The organism is Streptomyces sp. 891-h (assembly GCF_022760275.1).
Taxonomy (GTDB): domain Bacteria; phylum Actinomycetota; class Actinomycetes; order Streptomycetales; family Streptomycetaceae; genus Streptomyces; species Streptomyces spirodelae.
This window is the reverse complement of sequence record NZ_CP050693.1, coordinates 1,374,413-1,398,735: the sequence shown is the minus strand read 5'-3', so window position 1 is coordinate 1,398,735 and position 24,323 is coordinate 1,374,413. Positions and strand designations below refer to the sequence as shown.

The following is a 24,323-nucleotide window of genomic DNA, read 5'->3' as shown; positions in this document are numbered from 1 at the left end:
ACCTGCACCGGGCCACCGTGGGTGTGCGCTGGCGGTACGACACCCGGGGCGAGCGCGTCGGCGACCGCTTCACCCTGCCGTTCGACCCGGAGCGCACCGCGTTCGTGACCGGGCGCGACGGCACCCGGGGCGACCTGCTGGGGAATGTCCGGTCGGCAGCCGAGCAGGCGGCCGGGGACGGCATGAGCGACCTCGCCGTGCTGATGGACGTCACCGTGCTCGCCGACGACGTGGAGGCGGTGCGTGCGGAGTTCCGGTTGACGGCCGCCGCCACGCGTGTCCGGCTGCACCTGGTGTGGGTGCTGACCGCGTTCACCCCCGGCCAGGACGGTGCCCCGCCGATGCTGCACGTGCTGGCGGACACCGCCGCGGGGCCCGATGTCTGGGAGGTCTACCCCGTCAGCGGCGAGGAGCCCGAGCAGTTCCAGCCGGAGCTTTCCGGGCGGGTCGGCGCCGACGCCTACCCGGGCGCGGTGCACTGGAACACGGCACCGGAGACCGCCTACCCGCCCAGGTTCCCGCACCTGTACGGCACCGAGGCATGGGCGAACGCCGAACAGGCGCATATGGAGTTCCTCAAGGGCGCCCTGGTGAAGAGCGGCCACGCCCCGATGCAGGAGGCGGTGCGGCGGCTGTGGGAGCGGCTCGCCCAGTCGCACGGCTCCCGCGCGCTCGCAGCCCGTGCGTTCTTCACGGACGGCCACCCGCACGACGGCTATGCCGTGCGTCTGCGCCGCCTGCTCCGTGGCAAGGCCACAGGCGCCGCGACGGTCCGCCTGATGGATGCGTTCGACACCGCCGTGCACGCCAACACCGGCCCCCGGCAACGGCTCACGCTGGCCGCGCAACTGCGGCAGCCCGGGGCGGACGCCGGGGAGGCGGGCCACGGCGTCCTCCCCGTCGAGGAGTGGCACGAGGCGCCGGCCGCGCCCCGCCACGAAGCGGAGCGGCTCGGCCGCCGGGGCCTGCTCACGAGCGGAGCCTCCACCACCCCCGTGGAGCGGTTCATGCGGGCCGCCCGGATGGTCGGGCTCACCGAGGAGGAACTGCTGGACCTGCGTCCTGCCGTGTTCGGCTGGGCGCTGGGCAAGGGGCTGACGCTGCTGGAGGCGTGGCAGGGGGCGCACGACGCGGAAGTACGGGATCCGGGCGATCCGGAGCTGCACCTGACCGACGGCGCCCGCCTCTACGACGCGCTGCACGCCCACACGGAGGTGGCCGGCCTCGACCGGTCCTCGCTCTCCGCGGAGCAGCGGGCCGGAGAGCGGTGCCCGCACCACGCCGCGTACCTGGCCGAGACGGCGAGGACCACGCGCGTGCCCGGCCTCCGGTACGACGACTTCATCCAGATGGCCGGCGAAGCGACGCTGGAGAACCCGGTCGACCAACTGCGGATACCCCGCGAGGCCCGGGTGGCGTTCGCCGACTGGGCGGAGCGGCACGCCGCGTGGGCCACGTTCCGCGACAGCGTCGACGAGGCGCAGTACACGGCGCTGCGTCTGGCGACCACCGACGCCTGGCTTTTCGGCCTGCCGTGGGCGGACGCCGGGCGGGGCCTGGACGGCGAGGCACTGCTGGCACGGATCGAGCGGGAGCTGCGTGCGGTGCGGCTCGACGGCCTTCCGTACCCGTCGCTGCTCATGGCCGACAAGGAGTTCGCCGCCAAGGCGAAGTCGCGCGTGTCGACGCGTGAACTCGCCGAGCACGTCGTCGGTATGGCACGGGCCGGGGCGTTCGAGTCGTTGCCGGACCATGCGGCGATGACGATCTCGGGGCTGGCCTCCCTGCCGCTGCTTCCGGTGGGCCGACCGGCCTGGCTGGTGTTCGGTGAGGACGAACTGCCCGGCGGGCTCGGTCTGGACGCGCTGCTGTCGGGACGGCCACTGCCCGTGGGCGGCTTCCAGCGCTGGCTGGTCGCGCCGGAGCGGGTCTCCGAGCGGCTGGACCACAGGCACCGGGCCGCGAAGGCGGGCGGCGGCAGCGAGCACACGCCGCGGTCGGTGGTGCTGGAGGTGCAGGACGTGCCGGTGCGCGATCTGTCGCTGCTCAACCCGGCGGCGGCCATGGCGCTGACCGGCGAGGAGGTGCTGCTGCGGCACACGGGCGGGCACGCCGGCCCGTCCGTCCGTACCGAACAGGGCCCGAACGGCGCGGTGTACACCGTGGTCACCATGCGTGTCGCCGACCAGCCGGCGCGTCCGGTCTGGGACCGCGACCTGTTCACCCGCGAGATCGCCGCCACCGGCGGCGGCCGGTCCGCCGTCAGTTTCCACCTGCTGGGCGGCGGGCACGGCACGGCGGCGATGGTGCACCGGCTGCTCACCGACGCGCCGCGCTACGTGTCCGTCCACCGCGGGCAGCACTCCCCGCCGCGGACGGCACCGTGGGCCCGGCAGTCCGAGGCGCCGCTGTGGCTGCTCGGCTTCGGCACCGGGCCGTACTACTACGCGCCGGGACGGTACGGCGGCCGGTGGCTCGACACCCGGACCCTCGGACACGAGCTGCGGCCCGCCCTGCACGAGGCGGGTGCCACCGCGCGGACGCAACTGGGAGTGGCGCTGCACAACGCCGCACGGCGCGCTGCGGAGTCGACGTCCTCGCCGGCCGAGCGGATGGCCGGTGCCCTCGGCCGGCCCCTCTTCGCCCCCGGCGGAGCCATCGACGAGCCCCTGGACTCCGCCGGCCACCTTCTCGTTTCGGCCGAGGAGGGGGAGCCGCCCCAGTGGACCGAGGCGGCGGCCCCGGACACGTCAGCGGCGGAACACCGTGCCGTGCGCAGGGCAGCCCCCTGGGAGTACGAGGTACTGCACACCGAGTCCGGACTGCACCGCGCCGACGTGTACGACGCCGCGCTCCGCGAGGTGCTGAGGCAGGACTTTCAGGTGCGGGCCGAGCTGCGGCGGGCGGCCGTCGCGGCGTTCCAGGCCAAGAAGGACGATGCCGATACCCGCAACCGGGTCGCACCGCTGTTGGGCCAGCCCCAGGAGACACCGGAGCAGCAGCAGTCGTCCGGCGTCCGTCCGCTCGACACGGCGGTCCAGCGGCTGGAGAACGACGACTCCGATGTCGCCCTGGCCACTGCCTGGGCGGTCTTCCGCGCTGTGGCGTCGGGCGAGCCTCTGGACCCGGACGAGGTCGAGAGGGAAGCCGGCGTCCGGCCGGGCATCGCCACGGGTATGCGCACCTTCGGCACGGCCCCGGTCGTGTCAGCGCTGACCTCCGCCTACACGAATCTGGTGTCCTCGGCCCCCGAGCGGATGCGGCAGTTCCAGAAGGTCCTGCTGGCCATGCTGCCGCCGACGTCCTCCAGCCTGCTGGATGTCGTCCTGGGAAGCGCGTCCGACTGGGAGAGCCTGGTCGGTGCGTTCGACCCGGCGCGGCTGGCCGCCCTGCGCGGCGCACCCGACTTCCTCCGGGCGGTGGACGCGTGGCTGCGACCGCGTCAGTCGACCGACGACCCCGCGCTGCGTGCCCGCCTGCACGTCCCGCAGGATGTGCTCGCAGCCGGCCAGTTGGCGGACCGGGCCCGCACCCAGGTGCCGGGCTTCGCGGGGCTGAGCGGCGGGCGTCAGAGCGCCCTGGCCCTGCTCGATGTGGAAGGCGACCCGCAGGAGCTGGGGGCGGCCGACCGGTCCTCGGCGTCCGACGCGGTGCGCGAGCTGGCTTCCGGTCAGCAGCAGCCGGCACGGCGCTGGTGGCGGGAGCCGATACCGCAGGCGGCGGCCGTCCCGCAGCCCGGTCGCGTGTTCGAGAGGGACCTGTCCACGGTCCTCTTCGACGCCCCCGGGCAGGCGGGCGAATCCGCCGCCTCGCAAAACCGGCAGGCGCCCGGCACCGTGCAGGCCCTCTACGAGTACGTGGGATCGGCGTCGGCGACGACACCGCGCGGCTGGGCACGGTTCGCGGACGGGACACGGCTGCGGGAGGTGCGCGCCCGGTGGGCCGAGCCGGAGGACGAGTTCGGCGTCCCGTACTGGCACATCCAGGTGACGGACGCGGACCACCAGCCCCCGGCCGGCGACGACCAGCTCCCGCCCGGCCCCGGTACCGCCTCCCCCGACGACACCGACATGGAGTCGGGAACCGACTCGGACACCGGCAACGAACAGGTCCACGGCGGGTTCGCGGAGGCGGCGGCCCGGCGCACGGCGCCGACGGCGTCCGCCCACTCCCCCTGGATGCCGCGTGGAATGCGGCAGGTGATACCGGCCGGGACCGAGTTCCGGGAGGGCGCCGCAGGGGTCGGCCGCTTCTTCGCCGGGTTCCACTCCCCGCGGGGCTGGGCGGCCCGGGAGCCGTTCCTGCCGCTGCTGCCGACGGTGGACACGCTGATCGAGTGGCCCGGCGCCCATGGGCACCGGCTGCGGTTCGGCCCGGGTGTGCTGTTCTTCTTCGGGCACGGCGGCGTCGTGCCTCCGGAGCAGGTGGCGGGGTACATGGCCTGGCGGGTGTCCCAGCCGGGTGGCGAGGGGCTGTCCGACCTGTGGGTGCTGTTCTGCGGCGACGGCGGTGAGCAGCCGACCGCGACGTACGAGGAGCTGACGTCGCGGTGGGGCGGCACCGTGTGGGAGTTCGCGGCGCCGGGTGCGCTGGGCTGGGCGGACGGCTCGGGCCTCCGGGCGGCGCTGCACATGCTGCCGGACGGACGGGGACGCTCGTCGTACGTGCGCGCCTACCGGGGCGGGCGCACGACGCGGGTGCCGGAGCCGGGCGCCGTCGGAACCGGCCCGCGCACGGACGCGCCGTTCCCGCACGAGGAACTGGTCAACCGAGGCCCCAGCACCTACCGCGTCGGCCCCCGCACGCGGTGGGAGGAGACCCTGCTGACCTACCACGAGAGGGGAGACGCGAACGCCACCCGTCGCATGATCGAAATGGCCGACCTCACCGACGGCGCCACCATGGTCGAGCGGCCCGAACACCAGTTGATCCCGCCGATGAACACCTTCACGGCGCTGCACCACGGCGGTCAGGTGCCGCCGGGTGACCAGGACGTGGTACCGGGAACGACGCTGGATCTGGCCTCACTGCTGACGCCGGCGGATCCGCAGCCGGAGTCGGAGGCGATCGGCCTCTACGCGGTGGAGCGCGTGGAGTTCGCCGGTCGGCAGGACGGCCGGGGCGCGGTGGCCGGGTACTTCAACGGCCCGGACACCGAGGCGCGTTGGTTCTACGACAGGCTGCCGGAGGCCACCGAGATCATTTTCCGGGAGTGGGACGACGGCGCGTGGCTCGCGTGGGGGCGGCTGCGGATACCGCTGTCGGCCGAGGACCGTGCGGTGACGGACTGGGTGGCGGCGCGCAGCGCCTCCCGCGAGGAGAACCTCGACCGGATCCGGTCGGCAGCCCGGCAGGCGGGTGAGGACGGGCAGCGCAAACTGGTCGTGGTGTTCGGCGTCACCGGGCCGGACGGCAGCACGGCCGAACGGGAAGCCGTCGAGCGCGGACTGCGCGATCTGGCCCATGAGCACAAGCTGTACCTGCACGCCGTCTCGGGGGCGCCGATGGCTGTCACGCCGGGGCGGGGAAGCGCGCCTCCTCAGCTGCACGTGCTGGCGCACCTGGCCGTCCAGGGCAGAGCGAGCTGGGACGTGTACGGGCCCGACGGCGGCGAGCCGGTACGGCACCGGCCGGTCACCTGGCACCGGCGGCAGGGCGCGGCCACTCCCGAGCCGCTGTACTGGAACACCGCGCCACAGGTGGCGCACCCGCCGCGCATGCCGGCCGTGTACCAGCACACTCTTTACCGCGGTGCTGTCGCGGACCTTGAGGACCGCGGTGTCACCGGTCACTCCGAGGACAGCGGTGGCGCCGGGGGCTCGGCGGGCGGCGATGACTTCGTGGTCTTGGTGAACGGCGGTGCCGCCGACGACTCCGAGCACCGCGGCGTCGCCGAGAACTACGAGAAGTTCATGGAACAGGCCATGCTGCAGCCGGAGAGCCGCGCGGCAGTGAAGACCGTGATCGAGGACCTGCGGGCTCTGCTCTCCGAGCACTACGGCCGGGTGGCGGCGGCGAGCGCGTTCTTCCCCGACCGGGGGGCGGGCGCGAACCCCGTCGTACTGCTGGACACTCTGTTGAACTCGTCCGGCACGTGGGTCGGTGACCTGTTCCGGGCGCTGGCCTCGGCCGTCCACGGCACCGAAGGGTCGCGGTACGGGCTCGTGGCGTTGCTGCGGGAGCGACCCGAGCTGAACACGACCGGCATCCCGACGGGCGGACCGGACGAGCCGCTGCCCCAGCACATCTTCGGAGGGGAGGAGTTCAGCCGGCGGGGACTGCGGGTGACCGGGAAGACCATCGCCCGCCTCCGGCTGCTCTTCCAGGCAGCCGCGATGCTGCCGCTGGACCGCAGGCAACGGCTGCTCTTCCGCAACGCCGTGCTGGGCCTGGACACCGGACACTCTCTGTGGGAGAAGCTGCGGGCCGCTCACGACGCCGGTATACGGGACGAGACCGACCCGGACCTGTCCGTCGTCGACGGTGCGGGCCTTTACGACTGGGTGCACGCCGTACTGACGCCTCAGTTCTCCGAGCACCTGGTCAGCGACCGGCACCGCCAGTGGCAACACCGGCCGCACCACTACGTGATACGACGGGCCATGCGGGAGGCCACGCTTCCTACGGCAGGGATCGCCGCGGCAAACTGGGACCGGGACCTGCGCGCGCTCGACGGCGCCGACGGCACCGAGGTCGAAGGGCTCCAGTCCGTCCGCGCCGAGACGCGCGAGGCCTATGCCCGGTCGCCCCTGCGGCGGCACAGCGCCATGCTGGGCCGCAACCTGACCAGAGAGCACGTGTGGGCACTGAACCTGGCGTCCACCGATGCCGCACTGTTCGACCCGCTGATCGAGTACGGCACCGAGGACATAGCCCGGCGCCTGCTGTATGCCCGTATCGGGTCGGCGATCCGATCGGCGCGGGCGGGCAACGAGGCGATGCCGCAACTGCTGGCGGCCGACCCGCGCTTCACGGTCCTGATGGATCTCGGGAAACCGGATGAGCAGCTGCTGCGACGCGCATGGGACCTGATCGAAAAGCATGGGCTCCGGGAAAAGGTGGTCACCAGCATGGCCATGGCACGCTCGGGCCTCGCCATGCTCCCGCCCACGCCGCCCGGCGTCCGGGCGTACCGGGTCGTGGAACTGGCCCCGAACGACCGGGTAGTCGGTGGAAAGCTGCTGACCGGCGGCTTCGACGAATGGACGCTCAGGCCCGAACGGGTGCCGTCCATGCTGGTTTCGCGGATCGGGGAGCCGCGGGGCGACGGGCGGGCGCCGGAGGCCCGGCCGCTGGTGGTGCTCGAATGGGCGGACACCTCCGCGCACGACATCTCACCGCTGGCTGCCGACCCCGCCAAGGGGCAGGCGTTCCCCGGGCACGACATGACACTGGAGATCACCGGGGTCCGGACCGGGAGCGTCCGTGCGGGCCGGGACGGGCAGGGCGGCGCGTTCCACGTCGTCACCGTGCGCCGGGTCGAACAGCCCCTGCCCCCGGCGCGGGAGCGGGAGATCCTCGCCCACGTGACCGGAGGGCCGGGCAAGGGACTCGACATCAGCATGTACCCGCACTCGCTGCTCGCCCGGGAGGCCGAGCAGCGAGTGGTCGCGGGAATGGAACGGTACGCGACCAACCGGGACGGGCAGATCTCCGAGCCGCGGCCCACCCCGTGGGCGGGGCGCGAGGCGGAGACGGCGCGGCTCTACCTCAACAGTTCGAAGACCCTCCACTGGGCCCCGGGCCCGCACGGCGGGCGCTGGCTCTCCGGTTTCGACATCGGGAACCTCGTGGGCCGGCTGCTGTCGGGGCTGAGGGCGCCCGGTGACATGCCGGTGGTCCTCCCGCAGAGCGACGCGGGCCTCACCTGGTCGAACGGGCGGCACGAACCGGCCTCGCAGGCACAGCTCATGGCCGACTCCTCGCGGCACCCCGCCGTCGGGCCCGCGGGTACCGTGCGGATGGGCAGGTCCCACCACGACGTCCACGACCTCCAGTGGGTGGTCGCACACCGGGGCGGACCGGACCCCGAGTGGCTCGTGGTGCGGCCCCGGGCCAGGGAACAGGTGAGCGCGGCCCACCAGCCGTTCCCGAAGGACGCGCCCTGGGAGCAGGGGGCCGTCACGTCGGACCACTGGGACGAGGCGGCCCGTGCCTACACGGAGGCCGTGCGGGCGGCGCTCCTGGAGGATCCCGAGGTGCGCGCCGCGGCCGGCCGGGCCGCCGCGGATGCCTTCCGCAGCCAGGCCCACCGCACCGCACTCCGGGCGCGGGTGGCGGAGATCCTCGGACTGCCGGCGGAGCCCCCGGAGCAGCAGGACCCGGTGGGCAACCGTCCGCTCGACCAGGCGGTGAAGCGACTGGCACCGGCGGACACAAGGGAGGACTTCGACCAGGCGGCGGAGCGAGCGGCACCGGCGGACCCCAGGGAGGACTTCGACCGCGCGCTGCGCGTCTTCCACGCCGTGGCCGACGAGTTCGTCCCGCAGAAGCCGGACCAGACGGTGCACGCGGAGCGCTTCGCGAACGGCCTCGCCACCCGCTCGGGCGCGTGGGCCGTGGGCCGCCTCATGCACACCTTCCACCGGCTGGTGAGCACGCGTTCCGCGGACGTCCTCACCTTCCGCGACGCGCTGGCCGCGTGGCACGGCCACAGCCTGCCGGACGTGGTGCTCGGCAGCAGGTGGGTGGTGCAGGACGTGACCGGGGAAGGCGACGCCCTCTCCCTGTCCCTCGCCCTCGGCGGTGCCGGCTTCTACCGGGCCGTGGACACGCTGCTGAGGCCGTGGGAGCGGACGGCCGACCGGGGCGCACAGGAACGAGCCCGGTTGCCGCAGGACGTGGTCTTCGACCGATTGTCGGAGATAGGCGTGCTCGTCCTTCCCGGCTTCGACGCGTTGGACGCGGCGCAGCGCAGGGCGTTGACGCACCTGGAGCTGGCGCGCGACCCCGGTCGGCTCGCGAAGGAGGAGCGTGAGCAGGCCGTCGCAGCCGTACGGGCGTTGGCGTCCCGGACCAGCCGACGTGCGAAGGTCTGGATGACGGCAGAGCTGCCGCAGACGACGGTCTCCCAGCCGACCCTCTGGGTGGGCCGGCTCCAGGGCGCGTATCGGGAGCGCCCCTCGATGGACGAGGGCCTGGAGGCATCCTTCAACCAACTGCCGCCCGGGCAGGCGAGGGTGCTGTTCGAGTACACAGGTCGGGCCGCGGTAGTGACGCACGAGCACGGGGCACGCTTCGCGGAGGAGACCACGCTGCGGATCACCGATAGGCGTGTGATCCGTCCCCGCACCGGCGAGGACCGCCGCCCCTACTGGCACGTCACGCTGGCCGACCTCGACGCGGACGCCCCCGGGCAGAGCACCGGCCCGGCGCCCGCGCCCCCGGGCCCCGGCCACGCCGGCACCGCCTCCACCGGGGTGCCCGGCTCGGCACAGGGCCAGGAGCACGGCCCGGACCGCAGTTCCGGAAACGCGGACGACGGCAAGCAGAAGCGCCCCGACACCGAGGAGTCCCACGGCGCCCGGCAGCGCCACGGCCAGGCCCCGTCCTTCTCCCTCAGCATGCGGGGCGCACCGCAAGGATGGTCCCGCGGAGAGTTGCAGTGGCGGCAGGTGACCGGCCACGACGGGCGGCCCGTCGGCGACGGCTTCTTCTCACCCCGCGACTGGGCGGATCGCTCCTTCTGGGGCCAGGTGCCCGAAGTACGCGAGGTGCAGTCGTGGCGGCTCACCGAAGCCGGCCGGTTGCAGAAGGCATGGACGACGGCGCCGCGCGGCACCGACCCGTCCCGGGTCTACTTCTACGGCTCCCACGCCGACCCGCACGCCCTCTCGTACGGTCAGGGCGTGGCAGTGCGCGCCCTGACCGCGCGCGCCGAGACGCAGGAGCTGTGGGCGCTTCCCTGCGCCCCGGTCGGCAACGCGCCCGCCGCGGCAGAGCTGTCGCGGATGCTGCACGAGGCGCACGCCGCGGGCCTGCGCACCCGTGACTTCACCGGGCCCTCGGCTCTCACACCCCCGGCGGTCCAGGGCCAGGCCCCGGTCCTCCACCTCCTGCTGGACGCGTCGGGCGGCCAGTCGTTCTGGCGCCTGACGCACCCCGACGGCCGCGTCGAGCTGCACCCGCGCCCGGGCGAGGAGTTGGCCTGGCAGGACGCGGACGAGTCCGAGTACCCGGACCGCCGCTACTGGAACGCGCCCACACAGAAGCAGCCCGCCCCGCCGAAGCCTCTCGTCCCGCTGTACCCGGCGCTGTACGAGACACCCGAGTACGCGGCACAGACGGAGCGGCACGAGGCGGCGCTGGGCAAGCTGGCGGAGGTCTACCCGGCATGGCACGGGCTGACGACGGTCCGTGGACTGTGGGACTACCTGGCCCAGCACTACGGCGACCGGGACAAAACCGCGCGGGCCTTCCTGGGCAACGGTGCGCAGTCCGCCGCCCCCGCACAGGAGCTGGAGGACCTGCTGGGCCGGACTCCGGAGCGCAAGGAAGCCTTCACGGAGTTGTTCGTGCGTGCCGTCGGATTCGCGGACGACCCCGAGCCGTTCACCCTGAGCAGGCTGTGGCGCGACCGGCCGCACCTCAACACGTCCAGGATGCCCACAGGCACACCGCGGGCCATCCCCTACAGCGCCGCCGAGCGGGCGGAGCTCACCCGGCGCGGGCTGCGGCTGCGCAAGGGGCGTGCGGAGGCGACGCGCCGGTATTTCCAGGTGCTGCGCTTCCTCGGGACATCCTGGGCCGACCTGTCGGTGCTGCTGAACATCTGGCTGCTCGACAACCTGGCGCGTCCCGACGGTCATTCGGCCTGGGAGATCGCGCGGGAGGGGCAGGACCTCGGCATACTCGACGAGTTCACGACCGACACGAGGGTGGTCGATGGTGCGTCCTTCTACGGATGGCTGGAGACCGCCGTGAACTCGCGGAGCCACGCCGGCGCGCTGCCCGGCGCGATCCTCGGAAATCTGCGGCTGCCGCACCGGGTGGTGTACCTCACCGGATTGGGCAAGGAGGTGCTGGACGCCCCGGGACTGGCGCGGATCACTCCGCTCTACCGCTACGCCGCCGCACTCACGGCCGCGCTCGACATCGAACCGGAACGCCGGGCCGCCTACCGCCGCTGGCTGCGGCAGCACTTCGAACAGGGCCCCGTGCCGATGCTGCGCGCGAACCTCAACGACTCCCATGTGCAGGCCCTGTACCTGGGCAGTACGGATGGTGCGCTGCTGGACGCGCGGCTGCTGGAGACCGACGGCGTACCGCCGGGACTGGTGGAGCGGGCCCTGCGGAAGGTGGAGCGGGTCTTCCACGGCCAGGGCCGGTATCCGCGGGTACTGCTCGGCGACGGGCGTTTCACCGCTCTGGTCGGCCAGGGCGCTGGCCTGCCGGAACTGCACGCGCGGACCCGGGAGCTGTTCACCGACCGCGGGTGGCTGGACAGGCTGCGCTCGCACACCGCGATGTGGCGGGAGGCGCTGTGGCGGCTGCCGGTGCTGCCCCACGGCAGGCCGAGCTACTGGCTCGTGCCGGTGGAGGAGCTGCCGGCGAAGGGAGGCGTGCTGGAGCTGCCGGCGGAGGGCACGGTGCTCCGTGACGTCGCCCTGCGCCAGGCCGCTGCCGCGGGGCGCCGTATGGCGGTGGTGCCGCTGGTGAACTCCACCGGCGTGGACATCTCACCCTTCGCGGCGGACCCCGCCTCGGGGCAGCTCGTCAACTCCGCTCCGACCAGGGCGAAGCTGATGGAGACGCCCGTCCTCGGCGTGATCGACGGCGTGGAGTACCTCTGGGCGGCGGCCCGGGAGGTGGAGAAGCCGCTGCCGAAGAACGCGTGGCAGCGGGAGATCGTCTTCCGTCCGCTCTCCGACGCCCAGGGGAGGCCGCGACACCTCGCCGGTTTCGACACGCTCGACTGGTATGTGCTTTCCGGTGCCATGGGGAAAATCCCTTCGGCGACCGCGTACACGGTGGTCGACTGGAGCCGCACCCCGGTGGGCAGCACGCCGACGACCTGGGCCGGTGTCGCCTCCCAAGTAGTCTCCTACGGCGCTCACGGCACCGGTTGGGCCACGGAGGGCAACAGTCCCTTCGGGCGGCAGACCTTCGACAACCGGCGGTGGGGCCTCTTCCTCGGTCGTCAGATGACGGGTCCGCGCATCGTGGCCCAGTCCTGCTACACGGCGGCCGACGGGGGCGGACTCGTCAAGCCGTCCGCCGCCACGCAGGTGGCCGACGCGATGCGGCGCGGTGTCGACGCCCCGACGGTCAGGGTCAGAGGAGGTGGCAGCACGAACGCTCTCCAGTTGGTGCGGGAGCCGGGCCAAGCGGCGGCGGAGTGGAAGCACCACGAGCCGCGCACCGGGCAGGAGGTGGCGCGGCAGTCGCGGGACGTGGCGCGCAGTGCGGCCGGGCGGCCGGAGCTGCCGCAGGAGCTGTACCGGCTGCCCGGCTGGATGGAGGCGGCCGAGCGGTACGAGGCCGCCGTCGTCGAGGTGTGGACGCGTGACCCCGAGGTGCTGGCGGTGGCGAAGCGCGGACTGGGCACCGTGTGGGACAAGAGCAGGCGCGACGACGAGCTGCACAGGAGGGTCGCGCGGGCACTGTCGCTGCCGGAGAGCACCGACCCGCAGCGGCTCGATACGGAGGTGCGGCGGCTGGCCGACCCCGCGTCGCGGGCCGACCTGCACCAGGTGATGGCTCTCTTCGTGGTGATCTCGGTCTATCCCGCGGCGATTCCAGCGCCGAGACCGGCGGACGCGGCGGAGCAGGCCGCGGTCGACAGATGGCGCGCGGAGCGAGGCGTTCCCATGGTGACCGGCAGGCGCACGCCGGCACTCCCCCCCATCGAGCAGTTCAGGGAGACCGTCACTCATGCGGAAGGTGACGTGTCGCTGTTCCGTGAGGCGGTACTGGCGCACATGCGGCACCGGAACTCGCTCTACGAGATGCTCCACTTGGCGACCGAGTACATGGGGGGCCGCTTCAACGGCGACAACGACGCGCGGGAGGCCGCCGCGCTGTTCGGCGGTGGCGCGGAGCTGTACCGGGGGCTGGACGAGCTGTCCCGCCCGCGGGAGCGGACGACGGACCCGGCCCTGTTGGAGCGCCTGCGGCTGCCGCACGAGGTGGTGTACGAGCAGACGGCCACGCCGCAGGAGCGGCAGCTGCCCGAGTTCGAGGGGCTGAGCCTGGCGTACCGGATCGCGCTGGCGCGGTTGGAGTCGGCGGGCGACGCCGGCCGGCTGTCGCCGCTGGACCGGGCGATGGCGGGTGAGGCGCTGGTGGAGCTGGCGTCGCGGCCGGACCGGCAGCCGGTACGGGTGCGGATGCTGGGCCAGCTGCCCGCGAAGTCGTGGGAGCGCGTGCGCGTCGTCGAGGCGCGGCCCTTCGACGCCGGGCACACCGACGAGCAGACGGCGCTGGACGCGGCGAGCGACCCGCGCAACGCCGCCGGGCCTGGCAGTGTGCGGGCCGTGTTCGACGTGCTGGAGTCGCAGGCGCCGCAGGTGCCCGGCGGCATGGTGCGGTACGCGGGGCACACCGAGCTGCGGGTGGTCTTCGCGCGGATGATCGAGCCGGCCGCCGGCTCGGGCCGCAGCCCGTACGTCCACGTGATCGTGGAGGAGATCGACCCGTACCTCCCGCTCCCCGGCGCCCTCGAACCGCCGCTGCCGGACGACAGCGGACCGTCCCAGGGCAGCAGCGGCCCGGTCCAGAAGGACGCTTCCGGCGGCGGCAAGAAGTCGTCCGGCGGCTCCAAGTCCTCACTGGGCAGGTGGAAGCTTCCCTTCGGGAAGAAGAAGGGCGGCAGCGGTCAGCAGAAGAGCGGCATGAGCGAGGCGGCCGGCACCGGGCAGGGTGCGACCCTGTCCGCGGCCGGGCCGGGGGGTACGGCAGCGGAGCTGGGAAGGGACGGCAGCGGGCGCGGCCTCTTGACGGGCGCCGACCCGTGGACGGAACTGTCACAGCCCGCCCCCATCCCCACCCCCGCTTCCGGCGGGGCACCCGTGCGGTACCCCGCCTTCTACCGGCCGGCCCCGGTCGGCACCACGCACGGCTCGTCGTCGGCGCACGACGACTACGTGCGGGCTCGGCGCCGGTACGAGCCCGGCCTCGGGGAGGCCCTGCTGCCGGAGCTGAACCTCGGCCTGGCGGTGCGGGACTTCGCCGAGCGGCTGTGGGACCGCCTGGCGCGGGACCGCGGCGTCTCCCGCGAGAAGGCCGCGGAGGCGTTCGTCGTGGACGGCCGCCAGGAGGTGTTCCGGGCGGCGCTCAAGGAGTGGGAATTCCGGCCCACGGCGCTGAAGGTGATGGTGTCGATGGTGGCGTTGGCCGCCTACGGCAATCCGGACGAGTCGTTGACGCTGGACGGGCTGTGGCGGGAGCGGCCGGACCTGAACACCACGGGCGTGCCCACGGGAGTTCCGGAGACCGAGCCCTACACCGCGCAGGAGCGCGCCCGGCTGGAGAGCCTCGGGCACCTGCTGTCCGAGGGCCCGGCCGCGGAGGTGCGGCGCCTGCTCCAGGTGGCACGGGCGCTGGGCTTCGGCCACGGCGATCTGGTACTGATCCGGCAGGCACTGGTGGCCGTGGGCGTGGCCCAGGGCGATCACACGCTGGTGGACGGGCTGGTGGCGTCCCAGCAGGTGTTGCGGGACGAGAACGAGCCCGATCCGTACGCGGTGGACGCGGCCAGTCTGCACGGCTGGGCGGACGGGGCGTTCGCCCCACGGCGGGCGCTGCGGCTGCCGCACGAGGAGACGTACTGGCGGCAGGTGACCCGGCGCGGGCTGGTGCCCGCCGAGGCCGTGGAGACGGTGCGGCGGCTGACGGGCGCGGCGTCGGGCGTTCACCACTGGACGCTGGGCGACGGGGAGCGCCGCGCCGCGTGGCAGGAGTGGGTGCTGGCGCACCGCAAGCCGTCGCTGGTGCGCGCCAACCTCAAGCCGGGGCATCTGGCGGCGCTGTATCTGGCGCCCGGGAACCGGGTGCTGTTCGGGGACGGGGACGATGCGGCGGCCCTGGACCGGCGGCGGGAGCGCACCCTGGACGCGGTACGGCGGGAGTTCGTCACCGGCCGGCACCGCTATCCGTCGCTGCTGGAGGAGGACCGGGCGTTCCACGGCGCGGCCGAGCGGGTCCGGCGGCAGCCGACTGCGGCCGTCACCGACACCGCGACCGACCCGCTGCTGGGCGAACTCCTGGCCGTCGCCGACCGGTTGCTGGACGACCCAGCATGGCGGGCGGACATCGCGGCGCACGCCGCGATGACGGCGGAGGCGCTCGCACTGCTGCCCGTCCACGGACGGCCCGCCCACCTCGCCGAGACGGTGCCCGCGACGGACGTCCCCGTGGTGGGTGACGATGTCGTACTCGACGCGTTCTCCGCACTGTCCACCGGACCGGAGAGCGCCCTGGCCGACCTGTTCGACGCGGACCCGGCCGCGGGCACGGGGGAGAGCGTGGTGCTGCTGCGGGAGGTGCGCGGCACCACAGGCGGCGCGCCCGGCTCCTCCGGCGTCAACATCGGTCCGTTCGCCCAGGACCCGGCGGGCGGTGTGGTCCTCTACCCGGCGCGGACCCGGTTCACCGTCGTCGCCGTCGAACCGTTCCTCGACCTCAGCACCGGCCGGACCGGCTACCGGGTGATCGAGGAGGAGGTGCCCTCGTCGGCGCCGGAGCAGCGGGGCGACTTGCCGCTCGTCACGCGCCGCGTGGCCGCGCCGGGCCGTCCGGACGGCACGAGCCGCGTCGCTGGCGGCCTCGCCCTCTACAGCGAACGCGACTGGTACGGCCGCTATTGGCGGCTTGAGAACCAGTCGTGGGCGGACACCGTGCCACGGCTGCTGGACACCCGGCGCTTCCGGATCACCACCGAGGACGATGGGGTGCTGTCCGTCGCGGAGGGCGAGTGGCCGGTCGACAGCGCGGTGGCGGTGCTGCACGGTTCCGCCCAGTACGGGTTCCAGGCTGTCACCCGGTTCGGCCGTGCCGTCCTCGACTCCTCCACCGTGGGTCGGTATCTGGGACCGCTGCTCGACGGGCCCGTTCGCATCTGGGCGTGCGAGGCGGACGCGGAGCAGCCCGGCACCAGCAGCCAGGGCCAGGGGTTCGCCGACCAGGGGCGCACGGTGGTCTACACGGCGAACGTGCCGATGCGGCTCGATTCCCCGGGAAAGAACGAGACCGAGACCGGCGTGTCGCTCGTCGACGCGCCCGGTGGGCCCGAGCCGCGTTGGGCGCGGCACGCCCCGAGGGAGCGTGCCACCGTCGAGGAGGAGCAGGTCCGGCTGGTCCGCCCGTTCTGGCGGCGGGGGTCCCAGGGAGACCTCACGGCCGTGTACCGCGACGCGGCCTACGATCCGTTCGCGTTCGAGCGGGAGGCGGGCCGGACGCTCGCGCGTAGTGAGCACGTGCTGCGGGCGGTGCGCCAGGTGGGGCTCCGGGTCGGCGGACACCTGCCGCACTCCGGCCCGTCCGAGGCGGTGGAAGCGGTGGAAGGCGCCGCCTCGACACTGCTGGACGACGAGACGGCCGTGCACCAGGCCGCGGTGCCGGAACTGGTGGAGGCGCTGGTGGCCGTACTGCTGCCGGAGCCGGCCCCCGTGCACCCTCCGCTGTCGGTACGGGACGCGGGCGACGCCGAGTTGTTCGCCGAACGCGGCATCCCCTACGGGCGGGGCGGCTGGGTGCCGTTCCACGTGCTGGAGGCGTACCGGAACATCCCCGGCGTCGACGCCGCCGAACTGCGCGGGCTCCTCGTGGGGTTGGCCGCAGCGCTGCTGCCCGAGGGCAGGGCGTCGCTGGCGGAGATCGTCTTCGCCTGGCACCGCGTGGACGTGCCGGGGCGTACGGACACCGAGGAGAGCGCCGAGCGTGCGGCGCTGGCCGGTGACGCGGGCGAGTTCTACGGCTGGGTCCGGGAGGAGCTGACCCCCTGGGCGGAGGCGGTGGGCAGCCTGCCGCTGCCGCACGAGACGGCGTTCCTGCACCGGCTGCGGGAGCGCGGCCTGACACCGGCGTGGCGGGTGACGGGGCTGCGTACCGACGCCGTTCTCGGTGACGCGCACGTGGCGGCGCTGCACCTGGCCGAGGAGTGGCACGAGGCCGGGCTGCCCCTCACGGACGAGGGTGCGGCGTGGGGCGAGCCGCTGCGGCACAGCGTGCGCGACTGGCTGGACGGCGGGCGGCCGCGTACGGCGCTGCCGAAGCTGCTGCGTGAGCGGCAGGACTTCCGGCGGCTCGCCGACGCCGTCGAGGCGGCGCGCACGTCGTGGGCGCCGGGGCGCTCCGGGCGTCGGAAGACCGCACAGAGCGCCGTGCTGCGCTGGCTGGACGACTCCCTCGCCGAACTGCGCGCGGTGCGCCCCGAGGTGGCCGCGATGCGGCAGGCGGCGTTGGAGATGCTGCCTCCGGTGAAGACCACGGTGTGGTGGGCCGGCCGGGTCCCGGTCGGCCCGGACGGAGACGTCGCGGCGCGGACCGTCCGGATCACTCAGGACCGCCTGCACCTGGACGAGCGCCAGGCACGGCGGGCGCTGCGTGCCGAGCAGGCGAGGCAGAAGCCGGGGACGCTCCTCGCGCTGGTGGCCGTCGAGGGGTCCGGGGCCCGCCGGGTCCTGGCCGGCACGGCCCGCTACGCCCGCCCGGCCTGGCTGGACGTGGAGAAGCTGTCGGTACGTGGCGGGATCGTCCGCGGCCGACTGAGGGAGACCATCCCGCTGCCGGCGGTGCGCCCGGCCGCGGTCGAGGCGGCGGAACGCGCCGCCAGGGCCGGTGTCCAGCGCAGGAGCTGGGGCGCGCCGCGGCCGGTGGAGCGGGACATCCGCGGCGTCGGCGGCGGCTGGATCGGGGTGGACCGGGACCTGCCGCGCCGGCAGGCGCTGCGGATGCGGGCGGTGCCCCTGCTGCCCGACTTCGACCGGTACGTCACGTGGGAGGAGGACCCGGACGGTGTTCCGGTCGGGTTCGAACGGAGGATGCCCGACCTGGGCGGGCTGCGTGCCGCCTACTTCGTCGGGGAGGAGGCCACCTCCGACGACGTGGTGGCGCTGGGCCGCCGGGCCGTCGCCGAGGGGTACGGCGCGGTGGCGCTGATGTCCTGCCACCCCGGCGACAGCCTGGAGAAGACCGAGCAGCGCGTGCGGGAGGTGGTCCGGCAGGTGCCCCTGCTGGAGGGCATGCTGCTGCCCGAGGGACGTGTCTCCGTCGTACCGGACGAGGCGGACGGGCGCGCCGCGGCACTGCACCTGGACTTCGACGAGCACGGACGAGCCACGTCCTTGCTGTTCTACGACCGGAGCACGGACCAGTTGCGGCGCGTCGTCGGCGCACGTCTGCCGGGCCTGCCGCGCCGCGGCTATCCCGGCCCTGAGCTGTGGAACGGCCCGCGTGCGGCGGCTTCCCCGCAACCGGAGCGCTTCCCCTCCCTCTACGTGCGGGAGGACTACCAGAAGCTGGTCCGGGACTGGCAGAAAGCCGTGGCCCGGGTGCTCGCACACGACCAGGCGGTGCTGGGATCGGTCCGGGCCGTGCTGACAGACCTGAGCGCGATCTACCAGCACGCCGCCCGGTCACCGTGGTGGGCACAGCAGTTCGCCACCCCCGCGCACCTGTTCGCCGACCCCGAACGCCGCACACCGCCGGAGGCGCACCGCGACTGGCTCTTGGACGCAAGGTCTTCAGCGTCGCTCCCTGAGCTGATGGGCGCGCTGCTCCGTGCGACCTACGCGCATCCGCACTATCCGGATGCGCTGGAGAGGGTGTGGAAGGCGGACCGCGACCAGCGGCCGGCGAAGGCCAAGGACTTCTCCGGCCGGCCCGCGGACGACCCGGCCCGGATCGCCGAGTGGCTGCTCCGCCTCTACCGGGTGCTCGACGTGCGGGGCGGGAACCTCCAGAGGTTCTCCGAGGCTGTGCTGGCGTTCTGGATCGCTCCGGCCAGCTCGGAGGTGATCGGACCGCGCCCGGTTACGGACGTCCTCCGGGCAGCCCGCCGCGCCGGACTGCCGGGCATACCCGAGCAGCCGATGGATCCGGCGCGGATGCACGCGTGGCTGGACTCCGAGCTGGCCCTGCGGGACCGCATCACCGACGGCCGCGTCCCCGCGGAGCAGTTCGGCCCCGGCACCGGCACCTGGCGGGCCCTGCGGCTGCCGCACGAGGCGTTCCACCTCACCGACCCGCGCCTCAGCGTGGGGGTTCTGGAGCGGATGGGCGACATCGCGACCGTGGTCGGGCTCGCCGACGGGCCCGCCCACGTCAGCGCCGAGGGCGACCCGGACGAGGAGGGCCGTCGCCTCGCCCTCCTCGACTGGAGCCTGCGCCACGAGTCGGTGGAACTGCTCGACAACGTACGCGCCGGGCACGTCCACGCCTTCTACATGGCGGGCAATGCCTCAGACCGGGCGCTGATGCGGCAGGCTCTGGTGGACCGCGACCGGCTGCCGGAGACGGCCGAGACCGTGGTGCGGGAGGCCTTCGCGGCGCAGGAGGAACAGCCCGGCATCTTCGAAGGGGAGAAGAAGTTCGCACGTCGCCTCGACGCCGCCCGGAATCTGGTCGCAGCGGGTGCTGCCGCGGATCACCCCGGACTCCGGCGGGCCGTGGACAAGCTGGCGTCCCGTGCGGCGCGACTCGCCGAGGAGTGGGCGGACGACTTCCTCGGGTACGCGGAACTGGCGCGCGAGGCCGAGCTGCTGCCGCCGCTGCGGGGCACCGAGCGGTGGTTCAGCTGGGAGCCGGGCACCGTGGACGCCCCGACGTCCTACGCCCTCGGCGGGCCCCGCAGCATCGTCGAAAGGTCCCCGCTGGAGGCGGGGACGGTGCTGGGCGAGGACGCCGTACTGGGGAGCAACCTGTCCGGCCGCGCCCAACCCAGGGGGCACCACCCGGTGGTATGGCAGGTGCTGGACGAGCGGGAGAGCGACGGGACCGCCTTCGCCTCCTCGTCCTCCGCGCGGCTGATCGCACCGTTCGTGGCGGAACCGGGCGAGGGTACGACGATCACCGTCGACTGGACGCGGTACGACGTGCACTCCATCGAGGTGCGCCACCACGAGCGCAGCGGCGTGCGGTACGCGGTGGTCACCCTCCGCGAACGCCCGAAGCCTCCGTCCGGCCGGCCCTGGGACGAGGAACTGGCCCTGTACCCGGTGCGGCACGCGGGCGCCCCCGTCGGACTGAGCGCTCTCCCCGTCGGCGAGCACCTGACCGTCGCCGGTGAACTGGCCGGGCTCGCCGAGGTGAGCAGCTACCGGCTCCTCGACCCGAACACCGGGCTTCCCGACGTTCCCGGCCCGGCCACCGCCCTCCCGGCGGGCGGGTCCCGACGCGTCCCCGTGCATCTGGAGGTCACAGGGAACACGGCGTGGGCCGGCTCCCGCTACGGGCGCAAGCGCGTCGGCGGCCTCGAACTCGGCCGCGGCGTCGACCGGATACTCCACGCGTACGGCGTGCCGGACAACGCCGCCGTCCTCCTCTTCCGCGGCGGGCCCGCGACGGCCGGGCTCGAACACGGTGCTGCCGGGTTCGCACAGCGGTTCGCCGATGGCAGCACCCGCCCCACAGCGGCCCCGACGGCGACATCCCGACTGCTGCGCCCCGACAACGAGCTGGACGCCTCGGCCGTCGCCCGCCTGGGCGACCAGCTGTCCCGCCCCCAGCTCGGCCTCGTCCCCGACGCGGTCAACCCGTCACCCTCCGTCCGGGAGTTCCTGCCGGGCACCGTCCCGCCCACGGACGGCTTCGCCCTGGGGCGTGGCACCGAACTCCCGAGGTGGATCAGAAGTGGGGTGAAGCCCAGAACCCGGGCGGCGTGGGACAAGGAATTCGAGACCGCACTGGGCGCCGCCATGTGGCAGAACCCGTGGGCAGCCGCCGTGGCCCGCGAGGCGGCCAGAGCAGTCGTCGGTGCCGGAGCCGTCCGCGACGACGCGGAACTGGACACGAGCCTCAACCTTTTCGCCAACGCCGCGGTGCCGCACTTTGCCGAGTACCTCCACCTGGACAGGCAGCCGGTGCCACCCGTCGTCAAGGAGGAGGCCGCTCGGCGCCGTCTGCGCGTGGTCAGCGGGGCACGCCACCTGCCCAGGGCGCTGATGACGCAGTACCGGCTCCGGATCCGCCCCGACCACGAAGCTCTGCTGCGCTTCCGCAACGCGGTGCTGGCATGGCTGCTTTCCGCAGGCACCTACTCGCTGTACGACGTGCTCAAGGCATCCCACGAGGCCGGAGTCTGGTCCGGGCCGGCGGAACGGACGCTGGTCGAGTTCGGCACCGGACCGCAACTGCACCACTGGGCGCGCCCGCTCTTCTCCCCGGGAAAGAACACCCCCGATGCGCCCGTCCCGCACACGGCACGGGACCGGGCCTATCTACAGCGCAACGGAAGGTTCGCCCCCGACGCGCAGGACGATCCCGGTGCGGTCGCGGTGCACCTGTTGAGCGGACCCCATCGGCTCCTGCTGCGGAGCGACGAGGGGCAACTGACCGCTGAAGGGCTGGTCCGGGCGTACCTCGACGACCACGAGGACCACGGTGGACAGCTGCCCGGGATGCTGATGGCCGACAAGGAGGTTCGGGAGGCACTCGACGCACTGGAAGAGATGCGCCGCACCTACGGCCCCCGCAGCGCTCAGGCTTCGACGTGCTGGGACGACGTGCTGGCGGCAGTGGAAGAGCTGCTGCCGGCACTGCGGGCGGAGATCCCCGAGCACCAGGAGAGGGCAGGCCGGGAGTTGGCGTCCCGCCGGCCGATCGCGGCCACGACATGGTGGGTCTCCGCCCAGGAGGGCAGGCTGCGGGGCAACCCCGGCGAGCCGCCGCCAGGCAGGATCGACTCGGTACGCGTCCCTCGGGCCCACCAGGTGTGGACCCAACGGGACGAGGCGGAACGCAAGCCCGAGCGGCGCCTCCGCGAAGGCGCGCACCGCGTGGTGTACGAGGTGCTGCCCAGCGAGCACTCCTCCGCCCGCCCCGGCGCACTCGGAGCCCGGCAGGGTCTCTACTACCGGGACACCACTCTCGCGGTGCTGAGCCGGACCATCGAGATCGACGCCCATGGTCAGCTCTACGAACACGTACAGGTCCGGGAGGGCGCCGTCGAACCCTCGCCGGCACCGGAGTGGGAGTCCGAGAGCAACCCCGAGGCGCCGGCCGAGCCGGAGCCGGTGACGGAGCCGAGTCCGGTCGCGGAGCCGGTGACGGTGCCGCATCCGGCTGCGGGGTCGGCGCCGGTGCCTGGACGGGCGGCGGAGTCGGTACCGACTCCGGTGGTGGAGCCCGAGCTGGTGGTCAAGCCCGAGCCGACGCCGGTGACGGAGCCCGAGCCGACGCCCGTGGCCGGGCCCGAGCCGGTGGCCGAGCGTGCGCCCGTGCAGGAACCGGAGTCGGTCTCCGGGCCGGAGACCGACCGGAGCTGGGAAGAGACGCTGTTGAAGCGGGCTGAGGCACGCGCCGCTTTGCGGGCTCGGAAGCAGTCGGCGTATGAGCAGGAGCCCACGGGACCGGAGAAGGAACGGATGGCCGAGGCCGAGCGCACGTCCGGCAAGGCGGACGAGCCGGAGACCGGGTCGGCGGCGCCACCGGTGGTTGAGCCCGAGCCGGTGGTCGGGCCCGAGCACTCGGCCCAGCCGGAGCGCGGGTCGGAGCGTGAGCCGGCGGCTGAGCCGGAGCCGCGGCGGGAGCTGGAGCAGAAGGAGCCGGCGGCGACCGTACCGGAGCCGGTCTCGGACACGCAGCCGGTCTCGGACTCGGATTCCGGCTCGGACTCGGAGCCCGGACAGGCGTCAGAGCCCGCCGACGTGGTGGAAGCCGGTATGTCGTGGGAGCTCAAACGCGCACAGGCACGCGAAGAAGCGCGGTCCCGGAAGACGGGCGGCGAGACGGAGCCGACATCGGTGACCGACGCCGTCACGTCGGGGACGTCTGCGACGGAGGCGGTCTCCACAGGCGCCCAGGACCAGGTGCGGCCGCAGGACCCGGAGCCGGTGCCAGTGCCGGTGCCGGTGCCGGTGCCCGAATCGTCAGGCGAGTCGGATTCCGGCGCGGAGTCGGAGTCCTCTTCGGGGGAGGAGGGCGCCGCCGAGGTGCCGGTCCGGGCGCCGACGACCGAGCCGGCGCCGGTTCGGCGGCCGGAAGCCGTCCAGCACTCTGGTCCTGCCGAGACGCAGGTGACCGACGCCGTCGCCGGACACGCCCGCGAACCGGAACCGGTGCCCGAGCCCGGGCGGACGGCAGGCACCGAGCCGGAGTCCGCGTCCCCGTCCGCGTCCGAGTCCGAGTCGGGCTCGGAGTCCGTGACAGAGCCGACTCGGAAACAGACGCAGGCTCAGGCGCGGACGCAAGCGCAGGCGCAGCCGCAGAAACCAACACAAACCCCAACACAAACCCCGACACAAACCCCGACACAGACACCGACACAGACACCGACACAGACACCGGCATCGGCACCGGCACCGGCACCGGCGCCGACCGGTCGGCAGGGAGTCGGCCGTGTTCCCGCACCCCCCGGGGTGCAAGGAGCCGTCGCAGCGGTGGACGAGGCACAAAGGCCGAAGGGCGGGCCGAAGGCGAGCGGGGAGCCGGCTTCCGACGGGTCTCGGAGGGAGACGGAGCAGGCCCGCGCGGTGCGACCGGAGTCGCGGCGGAGCCGTGGGCACGGTCACGTGGGCGAGATGACGCGGGGACCCGTGGAGGGACGTCGGGCGTCGGACAGGTCATGGCATCGGATCGCGGTCGAAGAGCGAGACGTCGGCAAGCGAGGCCTGGTGATGAGCGAGGCCGAGGCCGATGTGTGGCTGCGGACCCGTCCGTTGCTCAGGGAGCTGTTCAAGGTGAAGGCGGCCGTCATCTGGAAGGGCGACCGGGGCAGCAGGTCCGCGGTCCGGCGGTCGTTGCGTCCCTTCTTCGGACGCTTTCCGGTGTTCTTCGTCTCTCAGCATGGTGACGCCGAGACTGCTGAGGTGGCGAGGAATGCTGGCAAGCTGCTCGATATGGCCTACGCGAACACCTTGGTCATCCTGGAGCCGCCGGCCGTGACCGAGGCGGAGACGGCTCGCGCGCGGCAGATGGACGCGACACTCGCCGAGCGGTACGAGGTGGACGTGCTGCGGGTGACCGCCGAGTGGGCTCTCGCGCAGAGCCCCGACGGGGCGCCGTTGCTGCACGTCCGTCAGGAGGGCGGGGCGCGGTGGTGGAGGGTCACCCCATGGAGCGGGAGTGAGAGGCACCGCGTCCCTGGCAGTCCCTCGACCGTACGCGGCCTGCGCTACCCGGAGGCCGCTGAGTGGGCCATGTGGAGCGGCCGTGACGAACGTTGA

Annotated in this window: 1 protein-coding gene (cut by a window edge); it reads left to right on the top strand. The window is 73.6% G+C overall.

Features of this window, described 5'->3' with window-relative positions:
• Positions 1-24,323: the 3' portion of a hypothetical protein gene (locus HC362_RS06075; RefSeq protein WP_243082897.1), read on the top strand. It extends 53,938 nt beyond the left edge of the window; the window shows 24,323 of its 78,261 coding nt (coding positions 53,939-78,261); its start codon lies off the left edge, out of view; its stop codon occupies positions 24,321-24,323.